At 71.5% G+C, this 18,890-nt stretch carries 20 protein-coding genes; 11 read left to right on the forward strand and 9 right to left on the reverse strand.

Going from position 1 to position 18,890, the window contains the following annotated elements; all coding sequences use genetic code 11:
* Positions 1-16 precede the first annotated feature (16 nt).
* Positions 17-496: a PIN domain-containing protein gene (locus BXA11_RS13385; RefSeq protein WP_051762213.1), complete on the reverse strand. Its 480-nt coding sequence runs from the start codon at positions 494-496 to the stop codon at positions 17-19.
* A 146-nt stretch (positions 497-642) separates the two neighbouring features.
* On the opposite strand from BXA11_RS13385, the gene BXA11_RS13390 reads away from it, so the two are divergent.
* Together BXA11_RS13390 and BXA11_RS13395 are read left to right on the forward strand one after the other, a co-directional pair.
* Positions 643-2,646: an N-6 DNA methylase gene (locus BXA11_RS13390; RefSeq protein ID WP_239105009.1), complete on the forward strand. Its 2,004-nt coding sequence runs from the start codon at positions 643-645 to the stop codon at positions 2,644-2,646.
* Position 2,647: 1 nt separating this feature from the next.
* Positions 2,648-3,004 carry a nucleotide pyrophosphohydrolase gene (locus BXA11_RS13395; RefSeq protein ID WP_076434800.1) on the forward strand — a complete coding sequence of 119 codons (357 nt, stop codon included), beginning with the start codon at positions 2,648-2,650 and terminating at the stop codon, positions 3,002-3,004.
* 98 nt (positions 3,005-3,102) lie between these two features.
* Here the strand turns inward: BXA11_RS13395 and BXA11_RS13400 are convergent, their stop codons facing one another.
* Together BXA11_RS13400 and BXA11_RS13405 are read right to left on the reverse strand one after the other, a co-directional pair.
* Positions 3,103-3,468, reverse strand: a complete 366-nt coding sequence (locus BXA11_RS13400; RefSeq protein ID WP_076434801.1) for a nuclear transport factor 2 family protein — start codon at positions 3,466-3,468, stop codon at positions 3,103-3,105.
* A gap of 21 nt (positions 3,469-3,489) precedes the next feature.
* Positions 3,490-4,842 carry an MFS transporter gene (locus tag BXA11_RS13405; RefSeq protein WP_076434802.1) on the reverse strand — a complete coding sequence of 451 codons (1,353 nt, stop codon included), beginning with the start codon at positions 4,840-4,842 and terminating at the stop codon, positions 3,490-3,492.
* A gap of 92 nt (positions 4,843-4,934) precedes the next feature.
* Here BXA11_RS13405 and BXA11_RS13410 point away from each other — a divergent pair, with 92 nt between their 5' ends.
* The 7 genes from BXA11_RS13410 (at position 4,935) to BXA11_RS13440 (ending at position 11,228) form a co-directional block, all read left to right on the forward strand.
* Entirely contained in the window at positions 4,935-5,492 is a 558-nt protein-coding gene (locus BXA11_RS13410; RefSeq protein WP_076434803.1) for a TetR/AcrR family transcriptional regulator, read from the forward strand.
* Positions 5,493-5,602: 110 nt separating this feature from the next.
* Positions 5,603-6,073 (forward strand): hypothetical protein, encoded by a 471-nt coding sequence (locus BXA11_RS13415; RefSeq protein WP_076434804.1) that lies wholly within the window; start codon positions 5,603-5,605, stop codon positions 6,071-6,073.
* Between the two features lie 280 nt (positions 6,074-6,353).
* Complete coding sequence (locus BXA11_RS13420; RefSeq protein WP_239105008.1) at positions 6,354-7,325, forward strand: GNAT family N-acetyltransferase; 972 nt, start codon at positions 6,354-6,356, stop codon at positions 7,323-7,325.
* Between the two features lie 239 nt (positions 7,326-7,564).
* Positions 7,565-8,341 carry a 23S ribosomal RNA methyltransferase Erm gene (gene erm / locus BXA11_RS13425; protein ID WP_076434805.1) on the forward strand — a complete coding sequence of 259 codons (777 nt, stop codon included), beginning with the start codon at positions 7,565-7,567 and terminating at the stop codon, positions 8,339-8,341.
* Between the two features lie 38 nt (positions 8,342-8,379).
* The gene (locus BXA11_RS13430) at positions 8,380-8,832 is read left to right on the forward strand and encodes an NUDIX domain-containing protein (protein WP_143734244.1); all 453 of its coding nucleotides are present in this window, start codon (positions 8,380-8,382) and stop codon (positions 8,830-8,832) included.
* A 245-nt stretch (positions 8,833-9,077) separates the two neighbouring features.
* The gene (locus BXA11_RS13435; protein ID WP_076434806.1) at positions 9,078-10,169 is read left to right on the forward strand and encodes a hypothetical protein; all 1,092 of its coding nucleotides are present in this window, start codon (positions 9,078-9,080) and stop codon (positions 10,167-10,169) included.
* Positions 10,170-10,283: 114 nt separating this feature from the next.
* Entirely contained in the window at positions 10,284-11,228 is a 945-nt protein-coding gene (locus BXA11_RS13440; protein ID WP_143734245.1) for a hypothetical protein, read from the forward strand.
* 79 nt (positions 11,229-11,307) lie between these two features.
* Here BXA11_RS13440 and BXA11_RS13445 read toward each other — a convergent pair whose 3' ends face one another.
* Complete coding sequence (locus BXA11_RS13445) at positions 11,308-12,234, reverse strand: TIGR03564 family F420-dependent LLM class oxidoreductase (protein WP_076434808.1); 927 nt, start codon at positions 12,232-12,234, stop codon at positions 11,308-11,310.
* Between the two features lie 287 nt (positions 12,235-12,521).
* Here BXA11_RS13445 and BXA11_RS13450 point away from each other — a divergent pair, with 287 nt between their 5' ends.
* Together BXA11_RS13450 and BXA11_RS13455 are read left to right on the forward strand one after the other, a co-directional pair.
* Positions 12,522-13,091, forward strand: a complete 570-nt coding sequence (locus BXA11_RS13450) for a TetR/AcrR family transcriptional regulator (RefSeq protein WP_030510532.1) — start codon at positions 12,522-12,524, stop codon at positions 13,089-13,091.
* Positions 13,088-13,630 (forward strand): MOSC domain-containing protein, encoded by a 543-nt coding sequence (locus BXA11_RS13455; protein ID WP_076434809.1) that lies wholly within the window; start codon positions 13,088-13,090, stop codon positions 13,628-13,630. Before BXA11_RS13450 ends, BXA11_RS13455 begins: the two co-directional genes overlap by 4 nt.
* A gap of 197 nt (positions 13,631-13,827) precedes the next feature.
* On the opposite strand, the gene BXA11_RS13460 is transcribed toward BXA11_RS13455, so the two are convergent.
* The 5 genes from BXA11_RS13460 to BXA11_RS13480 form a co-directional block, all read right to left on the reverse strand.
* Positions 13,828-14,178, reverse strand: a complete 351-nt coding sequence (locus BXA11_RS13460; RefSeq protein WP_030510530.1) for a hypothetical protein — start codon at positions 14,176-14,178, stop codon at positions 13,828-13,830.
* 24 nt (positions 14,179-14,202) lie between these two features.
* Positions 14,203-14,883, reverse strand: coding sequence for a uracil-DNA glycosylase (locus BXA11_RS13465; protein WP_030510529.1), 681 nt, complete (start codon positions 14,881-14,883; stop codon positions 14,203-14,205).
* A gap of 183 nt (positions 14,884-15,066) precedes the next feature.
* Positions 15,067-15,954 (reverse strand): carbohydrate ABC transporter permease, encoded by an 888-nt coding sequence (locus tag BXA11_RS13470; RefSeq protein ID WP_076434810.1) that lies wholly within the window; start codon positions 15,952-15,954, stop codon positions 15,067-15,069.
* A complete protein-coding gene (locus BXA11_RS13475; RefSeq protein ID WP_076434811.1) occupies positions 15,951-17,546 on the reverse strand; it encodes an ABC transporter permease in 1,596 nt (531 codons plus the stop codon). The genes BXA11_RS13470 and BXA11_RS13475 overlap by 4 nt, the downstream gene beginning before the upstream one ends.
* 12 nt (positions 17,547-17,558) lie before the next feature.
* Complete coding sequence (locus BXA11_RS13480; RefSeq protein ID WP_076434812.1) at positions 17,559-18,884, reverse strand: ABC transporter substrate-binding protein; 1,326 nt, start codon at positions 18,882-18,884, stop codon at positions 17,559-17,561.
* Between the last annotated feature and the right edge of the window lie 6 nt (positions 18,885-18,890).

Below are 18,890 nucleotides of genomic sequence, written 5' to 3' on the forward strand. Positions count from 1 at the left end.
CGGGCGAGGGTAGGCCTCAGGCGGCCTGGGCGGCGGGCAGCTCGAAGGTGACGGTGTCGGGGACGGCGGTGTAGAGCCGCCAGCTCAGGCAGGTGCGCTGGGCGACGACGGTCACGTGCAGGCCGCGGCCGGCCAGCCAGAGGGCGAGGTCGGCGAAGTAGCCGTCGCCCGATCCGATCACCGCCCGCTCGAACCGCAGGTCGACCCGGGCCGTACGGGCCGCGTCGTCGAGGGCGTGGTCGGCGCCGTCCGGGCCCGAGCGGGCCAGCAACTGCACCCCGTGCAGCGCGATCCCCACGGAGACGAGCGCGTTGTGGTTGACCGCCACGATGAACTGGTCCAGCGGCCCCACCGGCACCGTCCGCTGGTAGGCGGTCATCACCCGCCGTACGTCGTGGGTGCTCGGGAGAGGGCTTCCGGTCAGGTTCTCGATGTCCAGGAGATGGATCGCGCGCCCGCGACGCAGTGACCTGAGGCGAGTGATGGGGGTGCTCACGATCCTTGCTCCCTTCCATGACGACTCCTGGCGTCCATTAGAGCATGTGTTGACACAATCAACCAGCCCTTGATGCGACGTTGCCCATGTCCGAGGCATCGGATATGGTCCGGTCGGATCCAAGTACTGGCGGAAGGCGGAGCGGCGTGCGGCGAGACGTACACGTCACCGCGGCGGACATCGCCCGCTTGGCCGGCGTGGGACGTGCGGCGGTCAGCAACTGGCGGCGCAGGCACGACGACTTCCCCGAGCCCGTGGGAGGCACGTCCACCAGCCCGGCGTTCTCCCTCGATGAGATCCGGGAGTGGCTGCGCGGCCACGCCGAGGGCAGGGACCTTCCACCGGACGAGTGGCTCTGGCAGGACCTGCGCACCACCGTCGACGACGACGACCTCGCCGACCTGATCGCCGACCTCGGGGCCTTCCTGGTGTACGTGCAGCACAAGGCGGACGAGTGGGGCAGGCTCTCGGCCGGGACGGACGAGGAGGTGGCGCGCGAGTTACCGGCCCGGGTGCGCGCGGCGTGCGTGGAGACCGTCAGTGCGGAGGCGTTCCCCGAGACCGTTCCGGCGGCCCGCGTGCCGCTGGTCCGCTCGATCGCCCGGCTGGCCGCGGAACGCGGCGCCCGAGACACCTTCGAGTTCCTGCGCGAGCGGTACTTCGAGGTGCACACCCGGCGCGTCTACTCCACCCCCGCCGAGATCGTCACACTGACGCTCGACCTCGTGGGCGACGGGTTCGGCTCCCTGCTCGACCCGGCCTGCGGCTCGGGCCGCATCCTCGGCCGCGCGCTCCAGCGCTCGCCGGGGGCCCGGCTGCTCGGCCAGGACGTCGATCCCGTGGCCGCCCGGCTCGCCGCCGTACGGCTCGCGCTGCACTGCGACAACGCGCGGATCAGGCCGGGAGACTCCCTGCGCGCGGACGCCTTCCCCGGCGAGCTGGTGGACGCGGTGGTGTGCAACCCGCCGTTCAACGACCGCAACTGGGGTTACGAGGAGCTGACGGCCGACGCCCGGTGGGAGTACGGTCTGCCGCCGCGCGTGGAGCCTGAGCTGGCCTGGGTGCAGCACGCGCTCGCCCACCTGGCGCCGGGAGGCGTGGCCGTGCTCCTCATGCCCCCGGCCGTCGCCAGCCGCAGGTCGGGCCGGCGGATCAGGTCCCAGCTGCTGCGGCGCGGCGCGCTGCGCGCGGTCATCGCGCTCCCGCAGGGCGCCGTGCCCAACGTGGCGGTCGGCCTGACGCTGTGGATCCTGTGCCAGCCGCCGGAGGGCGGCACGCCGAGCAGTGTGCTGATGGTCGACACCTCCGGCAGGCCGGACGACTACGCCGCGGTGGCCGCCGCGGCCTGGCGCGAGTTCGGCGAGGGGCGCGAGCTGGACGAGCCGGGTGTCAGCAGGTCGGTCCCGCTCGTCGATCTGCTCGACGAGGACGTGGACCTCACTCCCGCCCGCTACCTGTCCACGGCCGCCGACGACCTGTCACCGGAGCGGATCGCCGGGGCCCGCTCCCGGCTCGACGAGCTGCTGCAGACCGTCGCCGGGCTGCTGCCGTCCGTCGCGGCGGTGCCGGCGGACGAGCTCGCCCTGGTCCCGCTGCCCGAGCTGGTGCGGCGCGGCATGCTCGTGGTCGAGCAGCAGACGCCGGCCCGGCCGGGGGAGAAGCCCCTTCGGGGGGCGCCGGTGCTCACCGTCGAGGACGTGCTCGAAGACCGGCCCGCGACGGGATCCTGGGAGCAGGCCGGAGCGAGGCCGATCGTCACGCGGCCCGGCGACGTCGTCGTGCCGCAGGTCGTGACCGTCCCGGTCGCGCGAGTGGTGACGAAGGGCGACGCCCTGCTCGGCCCCTTCCTTTCCCTGCTGCGGCCCGATCCCGAGGTGCTCGACGCCGACTTCCTCGCCGGTTTCCTCTGCGCGTCCGTGAACGTCCGCCACTACACCTCCATGTCCTCGCGCTACCGGGTGGACGTACGGCGTGCGGAGCTGCCGCTGCTGCCGATGGAGGAGCAACGCCGTTACGGTGAGGCGTTCCGGCGCCTGGCCGGCTTCCGGTCGGCCCTGCGAGAGGCGGCGATGCTCGGAGAGGACCTGGCCAGGCTGGTGGCCGACGGCCTCACCCACGGCGCCGTACGGCCGCCGAGTAGGGTCGGGTGACGTGAGCGGGGAACTGGAGCACCTGGCCGCCCGGCTGCGCGAGTTCGTCCGAGAGCGGGACTGGGAGGGGTTCCACACGCCCAAGAACCTGGCGATGGCCCTCGCCGGAGAGGCGGGGGAGCTGATCGCCGAGTTCCAGTGGCTGACGGCCGAGGAGTCGCGCGAGCTCGACGAGGACGCCCTCCGCAGGGTTCGCGCCGAGCTCGGGGACGTGGCGTTGTATCTGGTCAGGCTGGCCGACGCGCTGGGCGTCGACCTCGTCGAGGCCGCGCACGCCAAGCTGGACGACAGCGAGCGCCGCTACGATCCCGAGACCTATCGCGGCTCCGCCAGGAAGGCGCCTCCGCTGACCTCGTGACGCCCCTGGCGTTCCGGCGTCGCCGGACGCCTTCCGGCGGCCGGGTGAGCGGCCCTCGCGTCGTGGGGTGATCCGTACGCGAGGGCCGAGCGGTGCGGTCAGCTCTCGATGAACTGGTGGTCGGTCCTGATCCGGCCGTCCTCGCCGAGGGAGAGGAAGTCGAACCCGACCGAGTCCACCTCGCCGGAGGCGGTCCGCACCATCTCCCAGTTGAAGCGGACCGCGCCGTGGTGCCCGCCGGCGTTCTCCACGGCCCGGAAGACGTACGCGCCGGGAGCCACCCACTTGTCATACGACGCGGCGATGCGCACCTCCAGCTCCGCGTGGCCGTGGGCCTCCAGGGACGGGGTGTAGTGGGCGGCGTCGGGGGTGAACAGCCGGTCGATCATCTCGCGGCGCACGGCGGCGTCGGGCTCGTTCCACACGGCGACGTAGCGGCGGGCCAGGTCGTTGAGGTCGTTCATGGTTCTCCTCGCTGATGACGGTCAGGCTGCGGCCCTGGCACGGGGAAGCCACTGGACGAGAGCGGCGATGGCCAGGGTGATGACGATGAGGTAGACGAGCCCGTGCTGGAACGCCACGGTGACGCCGCCGGACAGGGCGCTGTAGAAGACGATGCCGATGATGCCGACGCCCAGTGCGCCGCCGACCTGCTGGGCCGTGGTCAGGGCGCCCGCGGCGCCGCCGGCGTGGTGCGGGGCGACCCTCGACAGGACGGTCCCCATGATGGGCGACAGGACCAGCCCCATGCCGGCTCCGTCGACGGCGAGCACGGGCACCAGCCAGCCGATCGGCGCGTTCCCCGTGACCGCGACCAGCAGGACGGCCAGGCTCACCGCCCTGGTCAGGCCGCCGAACGCGATGATCTGGCGGCCGAAGCGCGCGGCCAGGCGCGGCGCCGCCAGCGATGCCGCGAGGTAGCCCGCGCCGATCGGCGTGAAGACCAGACCCGCCTGCAGGGCGTCCAGGCCCCGGCCCTCCTGGGAGTACATGGCGAAGATCAGGAAGTAGGCCGCCATGCCCATCGAGAACGCGAGGTTGGTGAGCAGCCCCGCCGTGACGGCGCGCTCGCGGAACAGGGCGAGGTCGATCAGCGGTGAGTCGTGCCGCCGCCGGGCGTAGGCCAGCAGCAGCGCGACCGCCAGGGCGAACGACACCCAGGTCCACACCGGCCACCCCTGCTCGCGGCCCTCGATCAGCGGCAGCAGCGTGGCCGCCAGCGCGAGCGTGACCAGGGCGGCCCCGCCGAGGTCGAGCCGTACGGCGCCGGCTGCCCGGCTCTCCGGGATCACCCGCCAGGTCGCGGCGAGCGCGACGACGCCGATCGGGAGGTTGATCAGGAAGCAGGCCCGCCAGCCGAGGCCGAACAGGTCGGCCTGGATGAGCAGGCCCCCGGCCAACTGGCCGAACACCGCCGCGAGCCCCATGGTCAGCGCGTACGCGTTGACGGCTCTGGCCTGGGCGGCGCCGCTGTAGGCGGTGCGGATGACGGCGAGCACCTGCGGGGCGAGGACGGCGGCCGCGGCCCCCTGGACGACGCGGGCGACCACGAGCGAACCCGCGTCGGGGGCCAGTCCGCAGGCGACCGACGCGAGCGTGAACAGGGCGAGGCCGAGGGCGAACATCCGGCGCCGGCCGAACACGTCGCCCAGGCGTCCGCCCAGGACCAGCCCCGAGCCGTACGCCAGGGCGTATCCGGCGACCACCCATTCGACGGCGGCGGGTCCGGCGCGCAGGTCCCGCTGCATGGTGGGGATGGCCACATTGACGATGAAGAAATCGAGGATCGCGACGAAGACGCCGGTCAGCACGGTGGGGAGAGTCCCCGCGCGGGCCATTCGCACTCCCAGGGTGAATAGAACGATCGGTATACGCCGCCTAATTAGATAGACCGATTGATCTACTGTCAAGCACGTGCCAGAATCGTCACGTGACGACGAGACCCGGCCCCCGCGAGCGGCTGCTCGACGCCGCCAGAGAGCTCACCTACAGCCAGGGCGTGCAGGTGGGCGTCGACGCGATACTCAAGCAGGCGGATGTCGCGAGACGCTCGCTCTACCAGCACTTCGGCGGCAAGGACGGCCTCGTGGCCGAGGTGCTGCGCAGTGACGGCGGGCTGGACCGCTACCGCCAGGTCATGAACGAGGCGGGGGACGATCCGCGCGAGCGGGTGCTGGCCGTGTTCGACGAGCTCGACGCGATCACCTCGCAGCCGGCCTTCCGCGGCTGCCGTTACACCGCGGCCGAGCTCACGCTCACCGACCCCGCGCATCCGGCGCACGCGGAGGTGCGGGCCTTCAAAGAGGGGCTGCACCGGCTGATGGCGGCGGAGCTGACCCGCCACGGGCACCCCGCTCCCGACGCGGGCGCCGACCAGCTCCTCGTGCTCATCGACGGCGTGCTCGCCCACGCCGTCACCCGTCCCGGCGCCCGTCCCGCCCTGGCCGCGCGGGCGCTCGCGGAGGCCGTGCTCGCAGCGTCGAAGTGATTGGCCTTGCCCAAATTTGACTGTTTCGGTCATCTCCTGGTTGGTGATCCGCAAGGATGATCGCCAGGACGCCGCCCGGACGGAGGGCGGCGGTTGGGAAAGGACAACGTATGCGCAGGTCCGCGAGTACGGTCGTCGTCGCAGCGGCGCTGGCCGTCGGAGGGCTCGTCGCCAACCCGGCATACGCGATCTCCGCCGGCTACACCCCCGAGGGGGTGTGCGGCTCCGGCTTCGGCCGGGTCACCCACGACGGCAGCCGGGCGGTGAAGACCCCGTCGGGGCAGGTCTTCGGGCGCGTCTACCTGCTCTACAACCGCTCGACCGGGCAGAACTGCGTCGTCACCATCAAGTCGGCGTACGTCGGCACTCCCACCAGGACCTCCGCCCAGCTCATGGTGCGGCTGCCCAACGGGAGGACGGCCGAGAAGATCGACCACCTGAAGAAGTACAAGTACTACGCGGGCCCGGTGAAGCTGAACGCCAAGGGCAAGTGCGTGAAGTACTACGGCACGGTCGCCGACACGCGCGTGGACGGGGAGATCGCGAGCGGTGGCCGCCTGACGTGGGGCAACTGCAGCTGACCCCGGACGTCTGGGCCACGGCCCGGTAGGGCCGGCCGCAGGGACCGCCCGGCGGCCCCTGCGGCACTCGGTGGACCGGCCGGGCCACCGGCCGGCGGTCTCGCCGGCCGAAAACGATTGGCGGGCCGGCCCACATGTCCGATAGAACAGGCGCGGATCTTCGACGACGAGAGGAGGGACGAGCCGATGTATGCCGAGAACGTCGTGCCGGTTCCTTCCCGGGGTACGGCCGGACGCTGACCCCTGGGCGCGAGCGGCACGCCTCACCTGAGGAAGTGCAGTGAACCCCGACAACCTGATCATGCGCCCCATCGCGGGGCGTGCGGAACTCGACCTTTTTCGCCGCCTGCCCTACGTACTGAACGACGAGCTGGACGACGACCTCGCCTCCGGCCGCCGGCGGCCCGAGTGGATGTGGATGGCGCTGCGCGGCGACCGCCTCGTCGCCAGGCTGGCCTGGTGGGCCCCGCGCGCGGGCGAGGCGCCGGCGCTGCTGGACATCCTCGACCTCGACGACACCACGCCCGGTCCGGCGAGCATCGACGCCGGGGTCCGGCTGTATGAGACCGCGAGCGCCGCGGTGCTGCCGGTGGGGGTACGTCCGCCGGAATACAACGTGTTCGTCCCCCCGAGGTGGCGTGACGAGGCGGAGGCGAGGCGTGCAGTCGAGGACCGCGTCGCCGTGCTGGAGCGGGCCGGCGCTCGGCTGCTCGTCGAACGGCTGCGGCTGGAGTGGCGGCCGGGCACGCCCATCGCGCCGTCGAGCGGGCGGCTGGCCTTCCGTCCCGTGACCGGCAGGCAGGAACTGGTCGCGCTGATGACCCTCGTCCTCGACGGCACGCTCGACGCCCACAGCCGCGCCGAGCTCGTCCACATGTCCGCCGAGCGGGCCGCGGCCCAGCACTACGACGACGAGCTCGCCCACTACCCGAGCCCACGGGAATGGTGGCGGATCGGCACCTCACCTGAGGGCGAACCCGTGGGATTCGTCATCCCGGCGCGTAACGCCTACAACGCGATGATCGCGTACATCGGGGTCGTGCCCGCCCACCGGGGCAGGGGCCACATCGACGACCTGCTGGCCGAGGGGACGCGGATCCTCGCCGGGCAGGGCGTCCCGCGTGTCCGCGCCGCCACGGACGTCGGGAACGTCCCCATGGCCCGGGCGTTCCTCCGTTCCGGATACGAGGTCATCGGGCAGCGCATCGACATGACCTGGAATGAGAACGCCTCCCAGTACGCCTCCCAGTAGGACGGGCGCCGCCGCGCGGGTGGAAGCGGGTGCGGAGGACCTGTGCGGGAAATGGTTTGCGGGTCCCCCCATCGTGCTCGCTAGGGTGACGCCCATGTGCTGCTTCGCATGCTTCACGAGGATCCGCCGCTCGTAGCGGCGGATCCTTCCTCTCGTACGGCTCCGCCGCCATCGGTGTCCTCGCCGGTGCGGCGCTTCCGCGCTGCCCGGCTCCGATCGCGCGCTCGCGGAGCACTTTCATGGTTCATCAGGGCGGACGGCACGAGCTCGGCCAGAACTTTCTCGTCGACCGCACGGTCATCGCACGCATAGGGGAACTCGTCGCCAGGACGACGGGCCCGATCGTCGAGGTCGGCGCGGGGGACGGGGCGCTCACGCTTCCCCTGAGCCGGTACGGCAGGCCGGTGACGGCCGTCGAGGTCGATCCCGGGCGGGCACGCCGACTGGCCCGGCGCGTCCCGGCCAACGTCACCGTCGTCGCCGCCGACATTCTGCGGTTCCGGTTTCCCCGGCATCCTCACGTGGTCGTCGGAAACCTGCCGTTCCATCTCACGACCTCGATCATGCGGCGGCTCCTCGCGGCGTCCGGCTGGAGGACGGCGGTGCTGCTGGTCCAGTGGGAGGTCGCCCGGCGGCGGGCCGGCGTCGGCGGCGCCAGCATGCTGACCGCCGCCTGGTGGCCGTGGTACGCCTTCGAGGTGCATGCGCGGGTGCCCGCCCGTTCGTTCCGGCCCGCCCCCTCGGTCGACGGCGGCCTGCTCACGATGACGCGCAGAGCCGTACCTCTCGTCGCCGAGCGAGGGCCGTACCAGGACCTCGTGCGCCAGGTCTTCACCGGTCGCGGTCGCGGCCTGACGGAGATCCTCGAACGCATCGGATGCCTGGACCGCAGGGCCGTACGCGTCTGGGCGCGTGAGGCGGGGGTGGCGCCGCACGCGCTGCCCAAGGACCTGACCGCCGGCCAATGGGCGTCCCTCTGGCGGGAAGTGACGCGGAACCGGCGGCCGGGCCTGTGATGATGTCCTTTTGCCGTGTCGCGGATGAAAGGAATCACGTGAACGATCTGGTCGCCCGGCTGTGGCGGAGCATCGGCGGCTCGATGCAGTGGCGACTGCTGTGGATTTCGGAGGCGAAGTTCATGGTCGGCGTCACGGGGATCGTTCGCGACGGAGACGGGCGGGTTCTGTTGCTCCGGCACCGGTTGTGGCCGGAAGGCCGGCAATGGGGGTTGCCCACCGGCTGCGCCAAGAAGAGGGAGACGTTCCAGGACACGGTCGTCCGGGAGGTGCGCGAAGAGACCGGTCTGAAGGTGCGCGTCGGTGAGCTCGTCCAGCTCAAAAGCGGCTACCGGCTGCGGGTCGAGGTGGCGTACGAGGCCGAGTTCGTGGGCGGCACGATGAAGCTCGACCCCAGGGAGATCCTGGAGGCGCGGTGGTGCACGCCCGACAACTTGCCGGAGGGGACCCTGGAGGCCCATCGGCTCCTGATCTTCGGCAGGGCGGGTTAGACGGTCGCCGGACAGGCCGTTGACCCGTGACCTGTGGACCGGGGCGATGCGGCGCGGAGATTCGCCCGTTCTGTTCGTCGGCTGTCCACAGAGTGGCGCTCGGTTGGGCCGGACGACGGTGGATTCGCGCAGGCTGGGGCCCTGCGGGAGTGCGGGGAGCGGTAGGCGCGGGGCCGCCTGCTCCCGCGGCACCTCCCGCGGCCGCTTCGGCGGTTGTAGACGCAGCACGTCGCGGAGGAGGAGCCATGCGAATCACCTATCCCGTGCCCGCGCAGACCTCGTCGGTCTTCGTCGTCGCCACGGACCGTACGCCGACCGATCTGTCGTCGATCGTCCCCTGGCGGATGCCGCCGTCCCACCGGCGCGCCGCCAGGGACGCGCTCGGCACGCCCAGGCTGATGGTGGAGGCGTTTCGCTCGACGCGGTCCCCATGGCGGCGCATGGACCTGAGCGCCGAGGACCTCAAACGGGTGAGACGGGCCCGCCATCATGTGGTGGTCACGAGCACCGCCCCCGTCGAGGAACAACCCGAGGCCGCCCAGGTCGCCAGGGCGGCCGCGCGCGGGATCGCGGAGGCCTACCGCGGCGCGCTGTACGACCCGCTCACCGGGGCGGCCGTCTACCACTGCGCCGAGTGCCCGGGGGAGCGGCGCGACTTCGACCTCGGAGACGACTGGCTGGGCTGGAGGGTGTCGTGCGCCGACGAGGATGACGCGTGTGACCTGGGCGCTGCCGCACCTGCGGGAGCCGATGGCGGCGGGGACTGTTCGTGCCTCGTGACGACCTCGCGCGGCCTACGGCGTTTCGGTATGCCGGAGATCGCGTTGACCGGCCTCGCCTGCGCTCACAGCCTGTGCGCGGTCACCGTGCTGCGGGCCGTGGCCGAGCCGTTGCTCGCGGGTCACTTCGCCTGGCTGTCCAACGGCCCCCGGTGGACAGTCGGCCCGCAGTGGCGGGCCGAAACGCCGCCGCCCTGGCGCGGCGTCGCCCGTCGCCTCCGGCTGGCGGGGATCGACTACGCCGTGCTGTCCGGCGGAGCGGACCCGCAGAGCGGGTCCGTCCGCGCCCCCGGCGCCGAGCACGGGTCTCCACCCGGCATGTGCGAGGAATCACGCGGCCGGCTCACGGTGTGGACGAGTCGGCCGGATCGGGAGAACGGCGGAATGGCTGACGCCGAGCACGGGTCCCCGCCCGGTACCCCCGGCCTGGAGAACGGACTCCTGCGCGTGCGCCTCACGCCGGCCGCCGCCGCCCGCTCCTGCCTCAAGCTCCGCCTGCCCGGCGGTCACGGTGGGAACCCCCACCCGCACCACACCCCCGGCCTGCTGGTCGCCTGAGTCGGACTCAGGGGCGGCCCGGCAGAACCAGCGGCACGATCGTGCTGGTCACCTGACCACGTGATCGGGCAGCGCCACGGGAACGTTTGGGGGTCTACCGCACGTCTGTGAAGTGTGACCCCATTTGCTGCTATCGACGACGAGATCCGGGACGCGCGGGACCGCGCCAGGCGCCGGGACCAGCTCACCCGGCAGCGTGCCACGCTCCTGACTCAGATCGAGGAGGTCCGTGGCATGCTCGCGGATCTGGAGCGGCAGCTCGCCAAGGAGGATCGCGACGTCGCCAAGCTGGAACAGGGCGGCTTCTCCGCCCTCCTGGCGGGTCTGACCGGCGGCAAGGAGGAGCGCCTGGCGCGGGAACGGGCCGAGGCGGCGGCGGCCCGTCAGCGGGTCATCGGCCAGCGCACCCGCCTGGAGTGGCTCAGCGGCGATCTGCGGACCACCGACCAGGCCCTCGCGGTGCTCGGCAACCCACATCAGGAGCTGGAGGTGCTGCTCGCCCGCAAGGAACGGATGCTGGTCGAGTCGGGGGATCCGCGTGGGCGGGAGCTCGCCGACATCGCCGCCCGGCTGGCGAACGTCGGCGCCGACCTGCGCGAGCACCAGGAGGCGCAGCAGGCCGGGGTCGCCGCGGGCCAGGCGGTCGGCTATGTCATGCGGCATCTGGGCAGCGCCCGCGGCGCCTCGACCTGGGACATGTTCAGCAGCGGCGGCGGCTTCGCCGACATGGTCGAGCACGGGCACCTGCGCCAGGCCGACGAGGCGGCCTGGCACGCGCAGGGAGCGCTCGACCGGTTCTCCCGCGAGCTGGCCGACATCGGCGTCCGCGCCGCGCCCCAGTTGCCGAAGGTGGACACGCGCTGGTTCGCCGACGTCTTCTTCGACAACATCATCACCGACGCCATCAAGCACCAGCGGATCGCCCGCACGGCGGAGGCCGTCCGCGAGGTGGCCGAGTGGGTCGCGGCGATGGTCAACCAGGTCTCCGACCGCTGTGGTGGGCTCACCCGCCAGCAGGAGTCCCTCGCCCGGCGGCGCGAGGAGGTCCTGGGCTCCTGACCGGTCCCGTCCGGCCAGATCGGTCGGGAAGTCGCCGGCACCGTGGGCCGGCTCTGCGTGGTCCGAGCGGCCGGGGGTCTCACGTCGAGTGGCCGGCCGATCCGGCGAGGCCGGCGAGCACCGCGAGGGTGCGTTCCTGCTCGCGCGCGTCACCGTAGGGCGACGCGGCGAACTCGGTGACCCCCGCCTCGGCGAGCCGCCGGATCCGGCGCACAACCGCCGGTTCGTCACCGACGATCACGACGTCTTCCGGGCCGTCCGCGCCCTCCCGGTCGAGCACGGCACGATATTCGGGCACCTGGCCCGCCAGCCCGAACTCCCCGGCGATCCGCCGCCGGACGCCCTCCTCGTCGTCCGTCACGCAGACGATCAGCCCCGCGATGACGCGGGGAGAGGGACGCCCGGCAGCATGGGCGGCCCGCGTGACCGTCGGGACGATGTGGCCGGCCAGGGTGCGAGGACCGGTCATCCAGGTCACCACGCCGTCCGCGTGCTCGCCCGCCAGGCGCAGCATGGCCGGGCCGAGCGCGGCCAGCAGCACGGGCGGCGGCGCGGCGCCGGGAACGTGCACCGCGCTCTCCACGGTGAACGCCTCGCCTCGATGGCTCACGTGCTCGCCCCTGAGCAAGGGACGGAGCACCGACAGGTATTCACGCATCCGGGCGACAGGCCGCTCGGCGGACAGGCCGAACATCGTCCGCGTCATCATCGCGATCCCGGCACCGATGCCGAGGGTGAGCCGGTTCCCGCTCGCCGCCTGGACGCTCAGGGCCTGGCTTGCCAGCACCAGCGGATGACGTGCGGGCACCGGCACCACGGAAGAGCCGAGCGCGATGCCCGGCACCTGCGCGCCGGCCATCGCCAGCGCGGTCAGCGCGTCCCATCCGAGCGCCTGGGCCGTCCAGGCGGTGGCGAAACCGGCGTCCGCCGCCGCACGCACCTGGCCGGCGAACTGCTCGGCCGTCACGGCCCCCCGCACCTCACCGACGAGAACACCGATCTTCATCGAAGGTCCCACCTCCACAAGCTCAACCGGAGAACTTCTCCGGTTGAGGTGTGGTTAGAATACGGAGAACCTCTCCGGATGGCAATGTGAGGGTGGAAGTGACGATTGAGAGTGCCGGGGCGCGCCGGCGGCAGGTGGATCAGACGGCGAGCGACGCGAGGTCACCGGCCGCCGCGCCGGTGGATGATCGGGGTTCATCGGTCGCTCGGCCGGTGGGCGATGCGGCTTCATCGGCCGCTGGGCCGGCGGGCGCGGGCTCGCCGGTTGGCGCTCCCGGTGGCCGGCGGATGCGGGCCGACGCGCGGGACAACCGCGAACGCGTGCTTCGCGCCGCCAGAGCCGCCTTCGCCGAGCAGGGGGCTCAGGCGTCGCTCAACAAGATCGCGCAGAGTGCGGGGGTGGGCCCCGGCACGTTGTATCGCCATTTCCCCACCCTCGGAGCCCTGCTCGTGGCGATCATCGGGGACGACGTGGCGGCGCTGTGCGAGAAAGGACGTGACCTGCTCGGACACCCGTCGCCGGCGGAGGCGCTGCGCACCTGGCTGAGGGCCGTGGCCGAGCACGCGACCGCGATGCGAGGCCTGGTGGCCGCCCGGATGGCCGTACCGCCCGCGCCGGACGCCGACGCGGCGCTCGCGGCGTGCCACGAGCGGATCCGGGCCACCGGCTCCGCCCTGCTCGAACGCGCGCAACGGGACGGCGGAGTGCCCGGCGACATCGAGATCGCCGACCTCCTCACGCTGGTCAACGCGATCGCGTGGGTCAGCGAGCAGGCCCCGTGTGACGAATATCTACTTGACCGCCTTCTCGCCCTCGTGCGCGGAATGGATCGATCGCCCCGAGAGGAGAAGGCATGACGAGCAGAGTGACGGCGGTGAGCCGCAGCGCCACCCACACCTTCAGCAAGACCCCGCTGGAGTCGATCCGGCTGCTGCCCGGCCTGGGCGTCGAGGGGGACGCGCACGCCGGAGTGACGGTGAAGCACCGGTCGCGGGTCGCCCGCGATCCCAGCCAGCCGAACCTGCGCCAGGTGCACCTGGTCCACGCGGAGTTGCACGACGAACTACGCGAGGCGGGCTTCGCCGTACGGGAGGGGGACATGGGGGAGAACGTCACCACCAGAGGCGTCGATCTGCTCGCGTTGCCCACCGGGACGCGGCTGCGCCTCGGTGAGACGGCCGTCGTCGAGGTGACCGGCCTGCGCAACCCCTGCGTGCAACTCGACGGTTTCCAGGACGGGCTGCTGAAGGCCGTGCTGGACCGGGACGAGGAGGGCAATCTGGTGCGCAAGGCCGGGGTCATGGGCATCGTCATCGCGGGCGGCGAGGTCCGGCCCGGCGATGCCATACGTGTGGAGCCCCCGGCCGGATCGCATCAGCCTCTTCGGCCGGTGTGAGCGGTGCCGGCGCCTGCCCGCGGTCCCGTGGCGCTCACCCGCGGTTCCGGCCCTGGCCCCGCACCTTTTCGTCGTGCAGGCGTTCCGGGCGGAGTGTCTCGATCAGGCGCCGGCCTTTCTCGCCGCGCGGTAGATGTGGGTCGGCCTGAGCAGACCCGGCCCCAGTGATTGTGGCCGGGCCTCTGACAGACTCGGCCTCAGTGGATGTGGCCCGGCTCGTTGTGGTCGTGCTCGTGGTCGTCCTCGTCCTCCAGGACGCCCTCTGACGGCTCCACGCCGAGCATCGCCTCTCGCGGCTCGACCTCGGCCACGTGCTCGACCAGGCCCAGCACGTGGTCGGGCTCGATCAGCCACTGCAGGGCCGCCGCGCCCGTCTCATCGGAGTTGACCAGCTCGATCTGCTCCTGCCGCTCGGCGTCGTCCAGTTCGGCCTGGGGGTCGCGGATCTCGGCGAGCGCCGCCGCCTGCAGCGCGTCGACATCGAGGACCTCGACCACCAGGTCGACGGTGAGCCGCAGGTAGCGACCGGTGTCCGTTCCATCGCTCATGGTGGTGATCCTATCGGCAAGCCGTCACGGCAGTTTCCACTCGACCGGCGCCCCGCCCTGCTGCTCCAGCAGGGCGTTGGCCCGGCTGAACGGACGGGAGCCGAAGAACCCGCTGCGCGCCGACAGCGGGCTGGGGTGGGCCGACTCGATGCACGGCACGTCGCCCAGCATCGGCCGCAGGTTGCGGGCGTCGCGGCCCCACAGGATCGCCACGAGCGGCCCGCCCCGCTCGACCAGCGCCTTGATGGCCTGCTCGGTCACCTCTTCCCAGCCCTTGCCCCGGTGGGAGGCGGGCTTGCCCGGCATCACCGTCAGCACCCTGTTGAGCAGGAGCACGCCCTGCTCGGTCCACGGGGTGAGGTCGCCGTTCGAGGGCGGGGTGGGGTGGCCGAGGTCGGCCATGTACTCCTTGAAGATGTTGACCAGGCTGCCCGGAAGCGGCCGTACGTCGGGGGCCACGGAGAAGCTCAGCCCGACCGGGTGTCCGGGGGTGGGGTAGGGATCCTGGCCGACGATCAGCACCCGGACCTCGCTCAGCGGCTGCTGGAAGGCGCGGAGGACGTTGTCCCCCGCCGGGAGATACTGGCGGCCTTCCGCGATCTCCTGCCTGAGGAAGTCGCCCATGGCGGCGATCCGCCCGGCCACGGGTGCGAGGGCCTCGGCCCACCCGGCTTCCACGAGTTCGTGCAACGGACGTCCTGACATGTCCGCGCACTCTATCGGCTTTTCCGCCTCCGTACGGCCCGGCAGCGGAAAGATCGGATGCCCGCTTACCCCCGTGAAGCGGGCATCCGACGTCCTTTCGGCATGCTGTGCCATACACGGGACATTTCCCGGGTCGGCCGCGGTGATGCCGGAGGCCCCGGACGATCCGGGGCCTCCGGCCGGTCACTTGACCGAGCCCGCGAGCATGCCCTGTACGAAATACCGCTGGAAGGCGAAGAACAGCACCAGCGGGATGATGAGCGACAGGAACGCGCCCGGCGCGAGGATGTCCACGTTCGTGCCGAACTGTCGCATCTGGGATTGCAGTGCCTTCGTCATCGGCTGGTTCTCGGTGTCGGCGAACACCAGCACGACGAGCAGGTCGTTCCACACCCACAGGAACTGGAAGATGCCGAGCGACGCGATCGCGGGCTTGGCCAGCGGGAACACCACGGTGGCGAAGATCCGCCACTCCGGCGCGCCGTCCATCCGCGCCGCCTCGAGCAGCTCGCGCGGAATGCCCACGAAGAAGTTGCGCAGCAGGAAGATGGCGAACGGCAGGCCGAACGCCACATGGAACAGCACGACCCCGAGAATCGAGCCGAAGATCCCGAGGAATCCGTACAGCTTGGCGATCGGGATCAGCGCGATCTGCACCGGGACGACCAGCAGGGCGATGACCACGAGGAACACCAGGTCCCTGCCGGGGAACTCGATCCAGGCGAAGGCGTACGCCGCCATGGCCGCGATGCCGATCACCAGCAGCGTCGCCGGCACCGTGATGAGCACGGTGTTCCAGAACGACGAGCCGAAGCCCGACGCGAGCAGGTTCGAGTAGTTGTCGAACGTGAGCTGCGCGGGTTTGGTGAACAGCGTCCACCAGCCGGAGGAGTTGTTCTCGGTCTCGCCGCGCAGCGAGACGACGAGGAGCCCGAGGGTCGGGAGCAGCCAGAAGAGCGCGACCAGGACCATGAAGACCTGGACCAGGCCGCCGCCGAGGCGGTCGACCACCCGTCCGAACAGGTTGCGCTCGAGCGGCTGCGCGTGCCGGGGTTCGGCCAGGGTCGTCATCCCTCGTCCCTCCTGAACCGGCGGATGTTGAAGATCATGAACGGCACCACCAGCACGAGCAGGAAGATCGACAGCGCGCTTCCCAGGCCCTGGTTGCCGCCGCCGCCGAACGACACGCGCCACATCTCCAGCGCGATCACGTTGGCCTGCGGCTGCACCGAGCCGGGGGCGATGATGAACACCAGGTCGAAGACCTTCAGCACATTGATGATCATTGTGACGAAGACGACGAGCAGCACCGGCGACAGCAGCGGCACGGTGATCCGCCGGAACACCTGCCACTCGGTCGCGCCGTCGATCCTGGCCGCCTCGAGGGCGTCACGGGGGATCGCCGACAACCCGGCAGCGATCAGCACCATCGCGAATCCGGCCCACACCCAGATGTACGCGCCGATGATCGCGGGGGTGATCAACGCCGGCCCCAGCCAGGTGAGCCCGTTGAAGGGCGCCGTGAAGTTCGACTGCGGCAGCCGTACGACGTAGGAGCCGGCCGGGAGGCCGGAGAAGCGGAACGTGCCGTCGGCGGCCGTCTCGGTCGTCGCCTTGACCGCGCCGCCGGAGACCGCCTCGACCGTGATACCGCCCAGGCCCTTCTCCTGTGGGTCGATCTGGTTCAGCGTGCCTCCGCCGCCGCGGACGACGTCGAGCCAGACCGTGCCGCTCAGGCCGTCGCCGCCGGGGGCGGCCTTGGCGGCCGGGGCGTCCTTCACCGTGTCGTGGTTCAGGCCGACGAGCGGGATCAGCACCGGAGTGCCCGCCTGCACCTGCTGCTTCGTCACCACGGCGCCGCCCTGCGCGACCGCGGGCGCCTGGTCGTTCTCCCGCGGCCGGGCTCCGGGGTAGCTCGCGCTGGAGGAGAAGGCGTCGTGGACGCTCGTGATGATGGCGTTGGCCACGCCCTTGTCGGGGTCCTGCTCGTACACGAGGCGGAAGATGACCCCGGCGGCGAGCAGGGAGACGGCCATCGGCATGAACAGCACGAGCTTGAACGCCGTCGACCACCGGATGCGCTCGGTGAGCACCGCGAAGATCAGGCCGAGCGCGGTGACGATGATCGGGGCCACCACGACCCAGATGATGTTGTTCCTGATCGTGGTGAGCGTCGAGGAGTCGGTGAAGATCGACAGGTAGTTGCCCAGCCCGACGAAGCGGTCGCCGGCCGAGTCGTAGAGGCTGCGCCAGATCGAGTAGACGATCGGATAGATGACCCACGCGGCGAGCAGCAGCAGCGCGGGCAGCAGGAACATCACCGCCAGTCTCGGCGACGGGCCGAGGCGCGGGGCCGCCTGCGTGGCGCCCGCTGTGGCGACCGCCGTGGCGACCGCGCCGGGCGGGGCCGCCGTCGCGTACCCGGCCGCCGCCGGACCAGCCGGCGGCTCGTCGGAATCGATCGGGGAATCGTCGGTCGGGGACTCGGAAACGGTCAGGGAGTCCGAGGTGGCCGGGGCGTCGGCCCCGGAATCGGAGAGGGCCGCTCCCGGCTGGGGGGAGTCGGTGGAAGGATCTGCGGGGGTTTCTCGCGGGCCGGAGGAGGCCCCGGCGGCGGACTCTCCGCCGCCGGTGGCCTGCGGGCCGTCCAACCGATCGGTCACGGCCGTCTTCCTTTACTTGAAGGCCTTGGCGGCGTCCGCCTCGAGCTTCTCCTGCGCGCCCTTCACGTCGGACGGGTTGCGGAGGAAGTCCTGCAGGTCCTTCCACTCGCCCTTGCCGTCGGTGCCGCCGAAGGCGCTGGGGGCGAGGTCGGACATGTCGTACCGCACCGACTCACCGGCCGAGATGATCGTCTGGGCGAGCTGCTTGGTCAGGTCGTCCGGGTAGTTGTCGGGGGAGACGTTGCGGTTGGGGGACAGGTAGCCGGGCTGCTTGGCCCAGACCTCGCCGCCCTCCTTGGAAGCGAGGTACTCCACCAGCGCCTGCGCGCCCTTGTTGTCCTTCATCACCACGGCGACGTCGCCGCCGAGGATGACCGGAGCGGTGTCACCGGCCTTCGGGAACGGCATGATCTTGGCTTCCTCGCCGACCTTGGCGCCTGACTGGCCGAGGGAGGCGGCGACGAAGTCGGCCTCGATGACCATCGCGGCCTTCTTCTGGGCGTACACCTGGGTGACGCAGGTCGGGAAGTCGGTCTGCAGCGCGCCGGACGAGCCGCCGAGCATGAACTCCTTCTTGCCGAAGATCTGCGCCAGCTTCTCCAGGGCGGTCTTGACCGTGGCGTCGGTCCACGGGATCTCGTGCTTGGAGAGCTTGTCGTAGTTCTCCGGGCCCGCGGTGGACAGGTAGACGTTCTCGAACAGGTCGGTCAGGGTCCAGCCGGAGGCGGCGCACAGCGCGAACGGCGAGACGCCGGAGTCGGACAGCGTCTGGGCGTTCTTGATCAGGTCGTCCCAGGTGGACGCGGGCTGCGCGCCGGCGTCGTCGAAGGCCGACTGGCGGTACCAGACGAGCGACTTGTGCGCCGCCTTGACGAGCACGCCGTACACCTGCCCCTTGGCGGAGCCGAGCTCCTTCCAGTACGGGGTGTAGTTCTGGTCGATCTGCGTCTGCACCTCGGGCGCCAGGGGCTTGAGCGCGTTCTCGTCGGCGTACTGCTGCACCAGGCCCGGCTGCGGCAGGATCGCGACGTCCGGAGGATTGCCGCCCTGGATGCGGGGGCCGAGGTAGGCGCCGGTGTCCTCACCGGTGGAGGCGTAGGTGACCGTGGCGCCGGTCTTCTCCTCGAACGCCTTGAGCACCTTCTCGAAGTTGGCCTGCTCGTCACCGGTCCACTTCGCGGCGACCTCGACCTTCGTACCCTCCAGAGGCTTGGCCGCGCCGGCGTCCGCGGCCGGGGCGCTGGCCGAGGCCGCGGGCTCGCTGCCGGTGTCGCTGCCGCACGCGGCGGCGGCGGCGAGAGCGAGGCACGCGACCATGATGGGGGGAAGTTTGCGCATATCTAT

Origin of the sequence: Microbispora rosea, assembly GCF_900156315.1 — a bacterium.
Taxonomy (GTDB): Bacteria; Actinomycetota; Actinomycetes; order Streptosporangiales; family Streptosporangiaceae; genus Microbispora; species Microbispora rosea.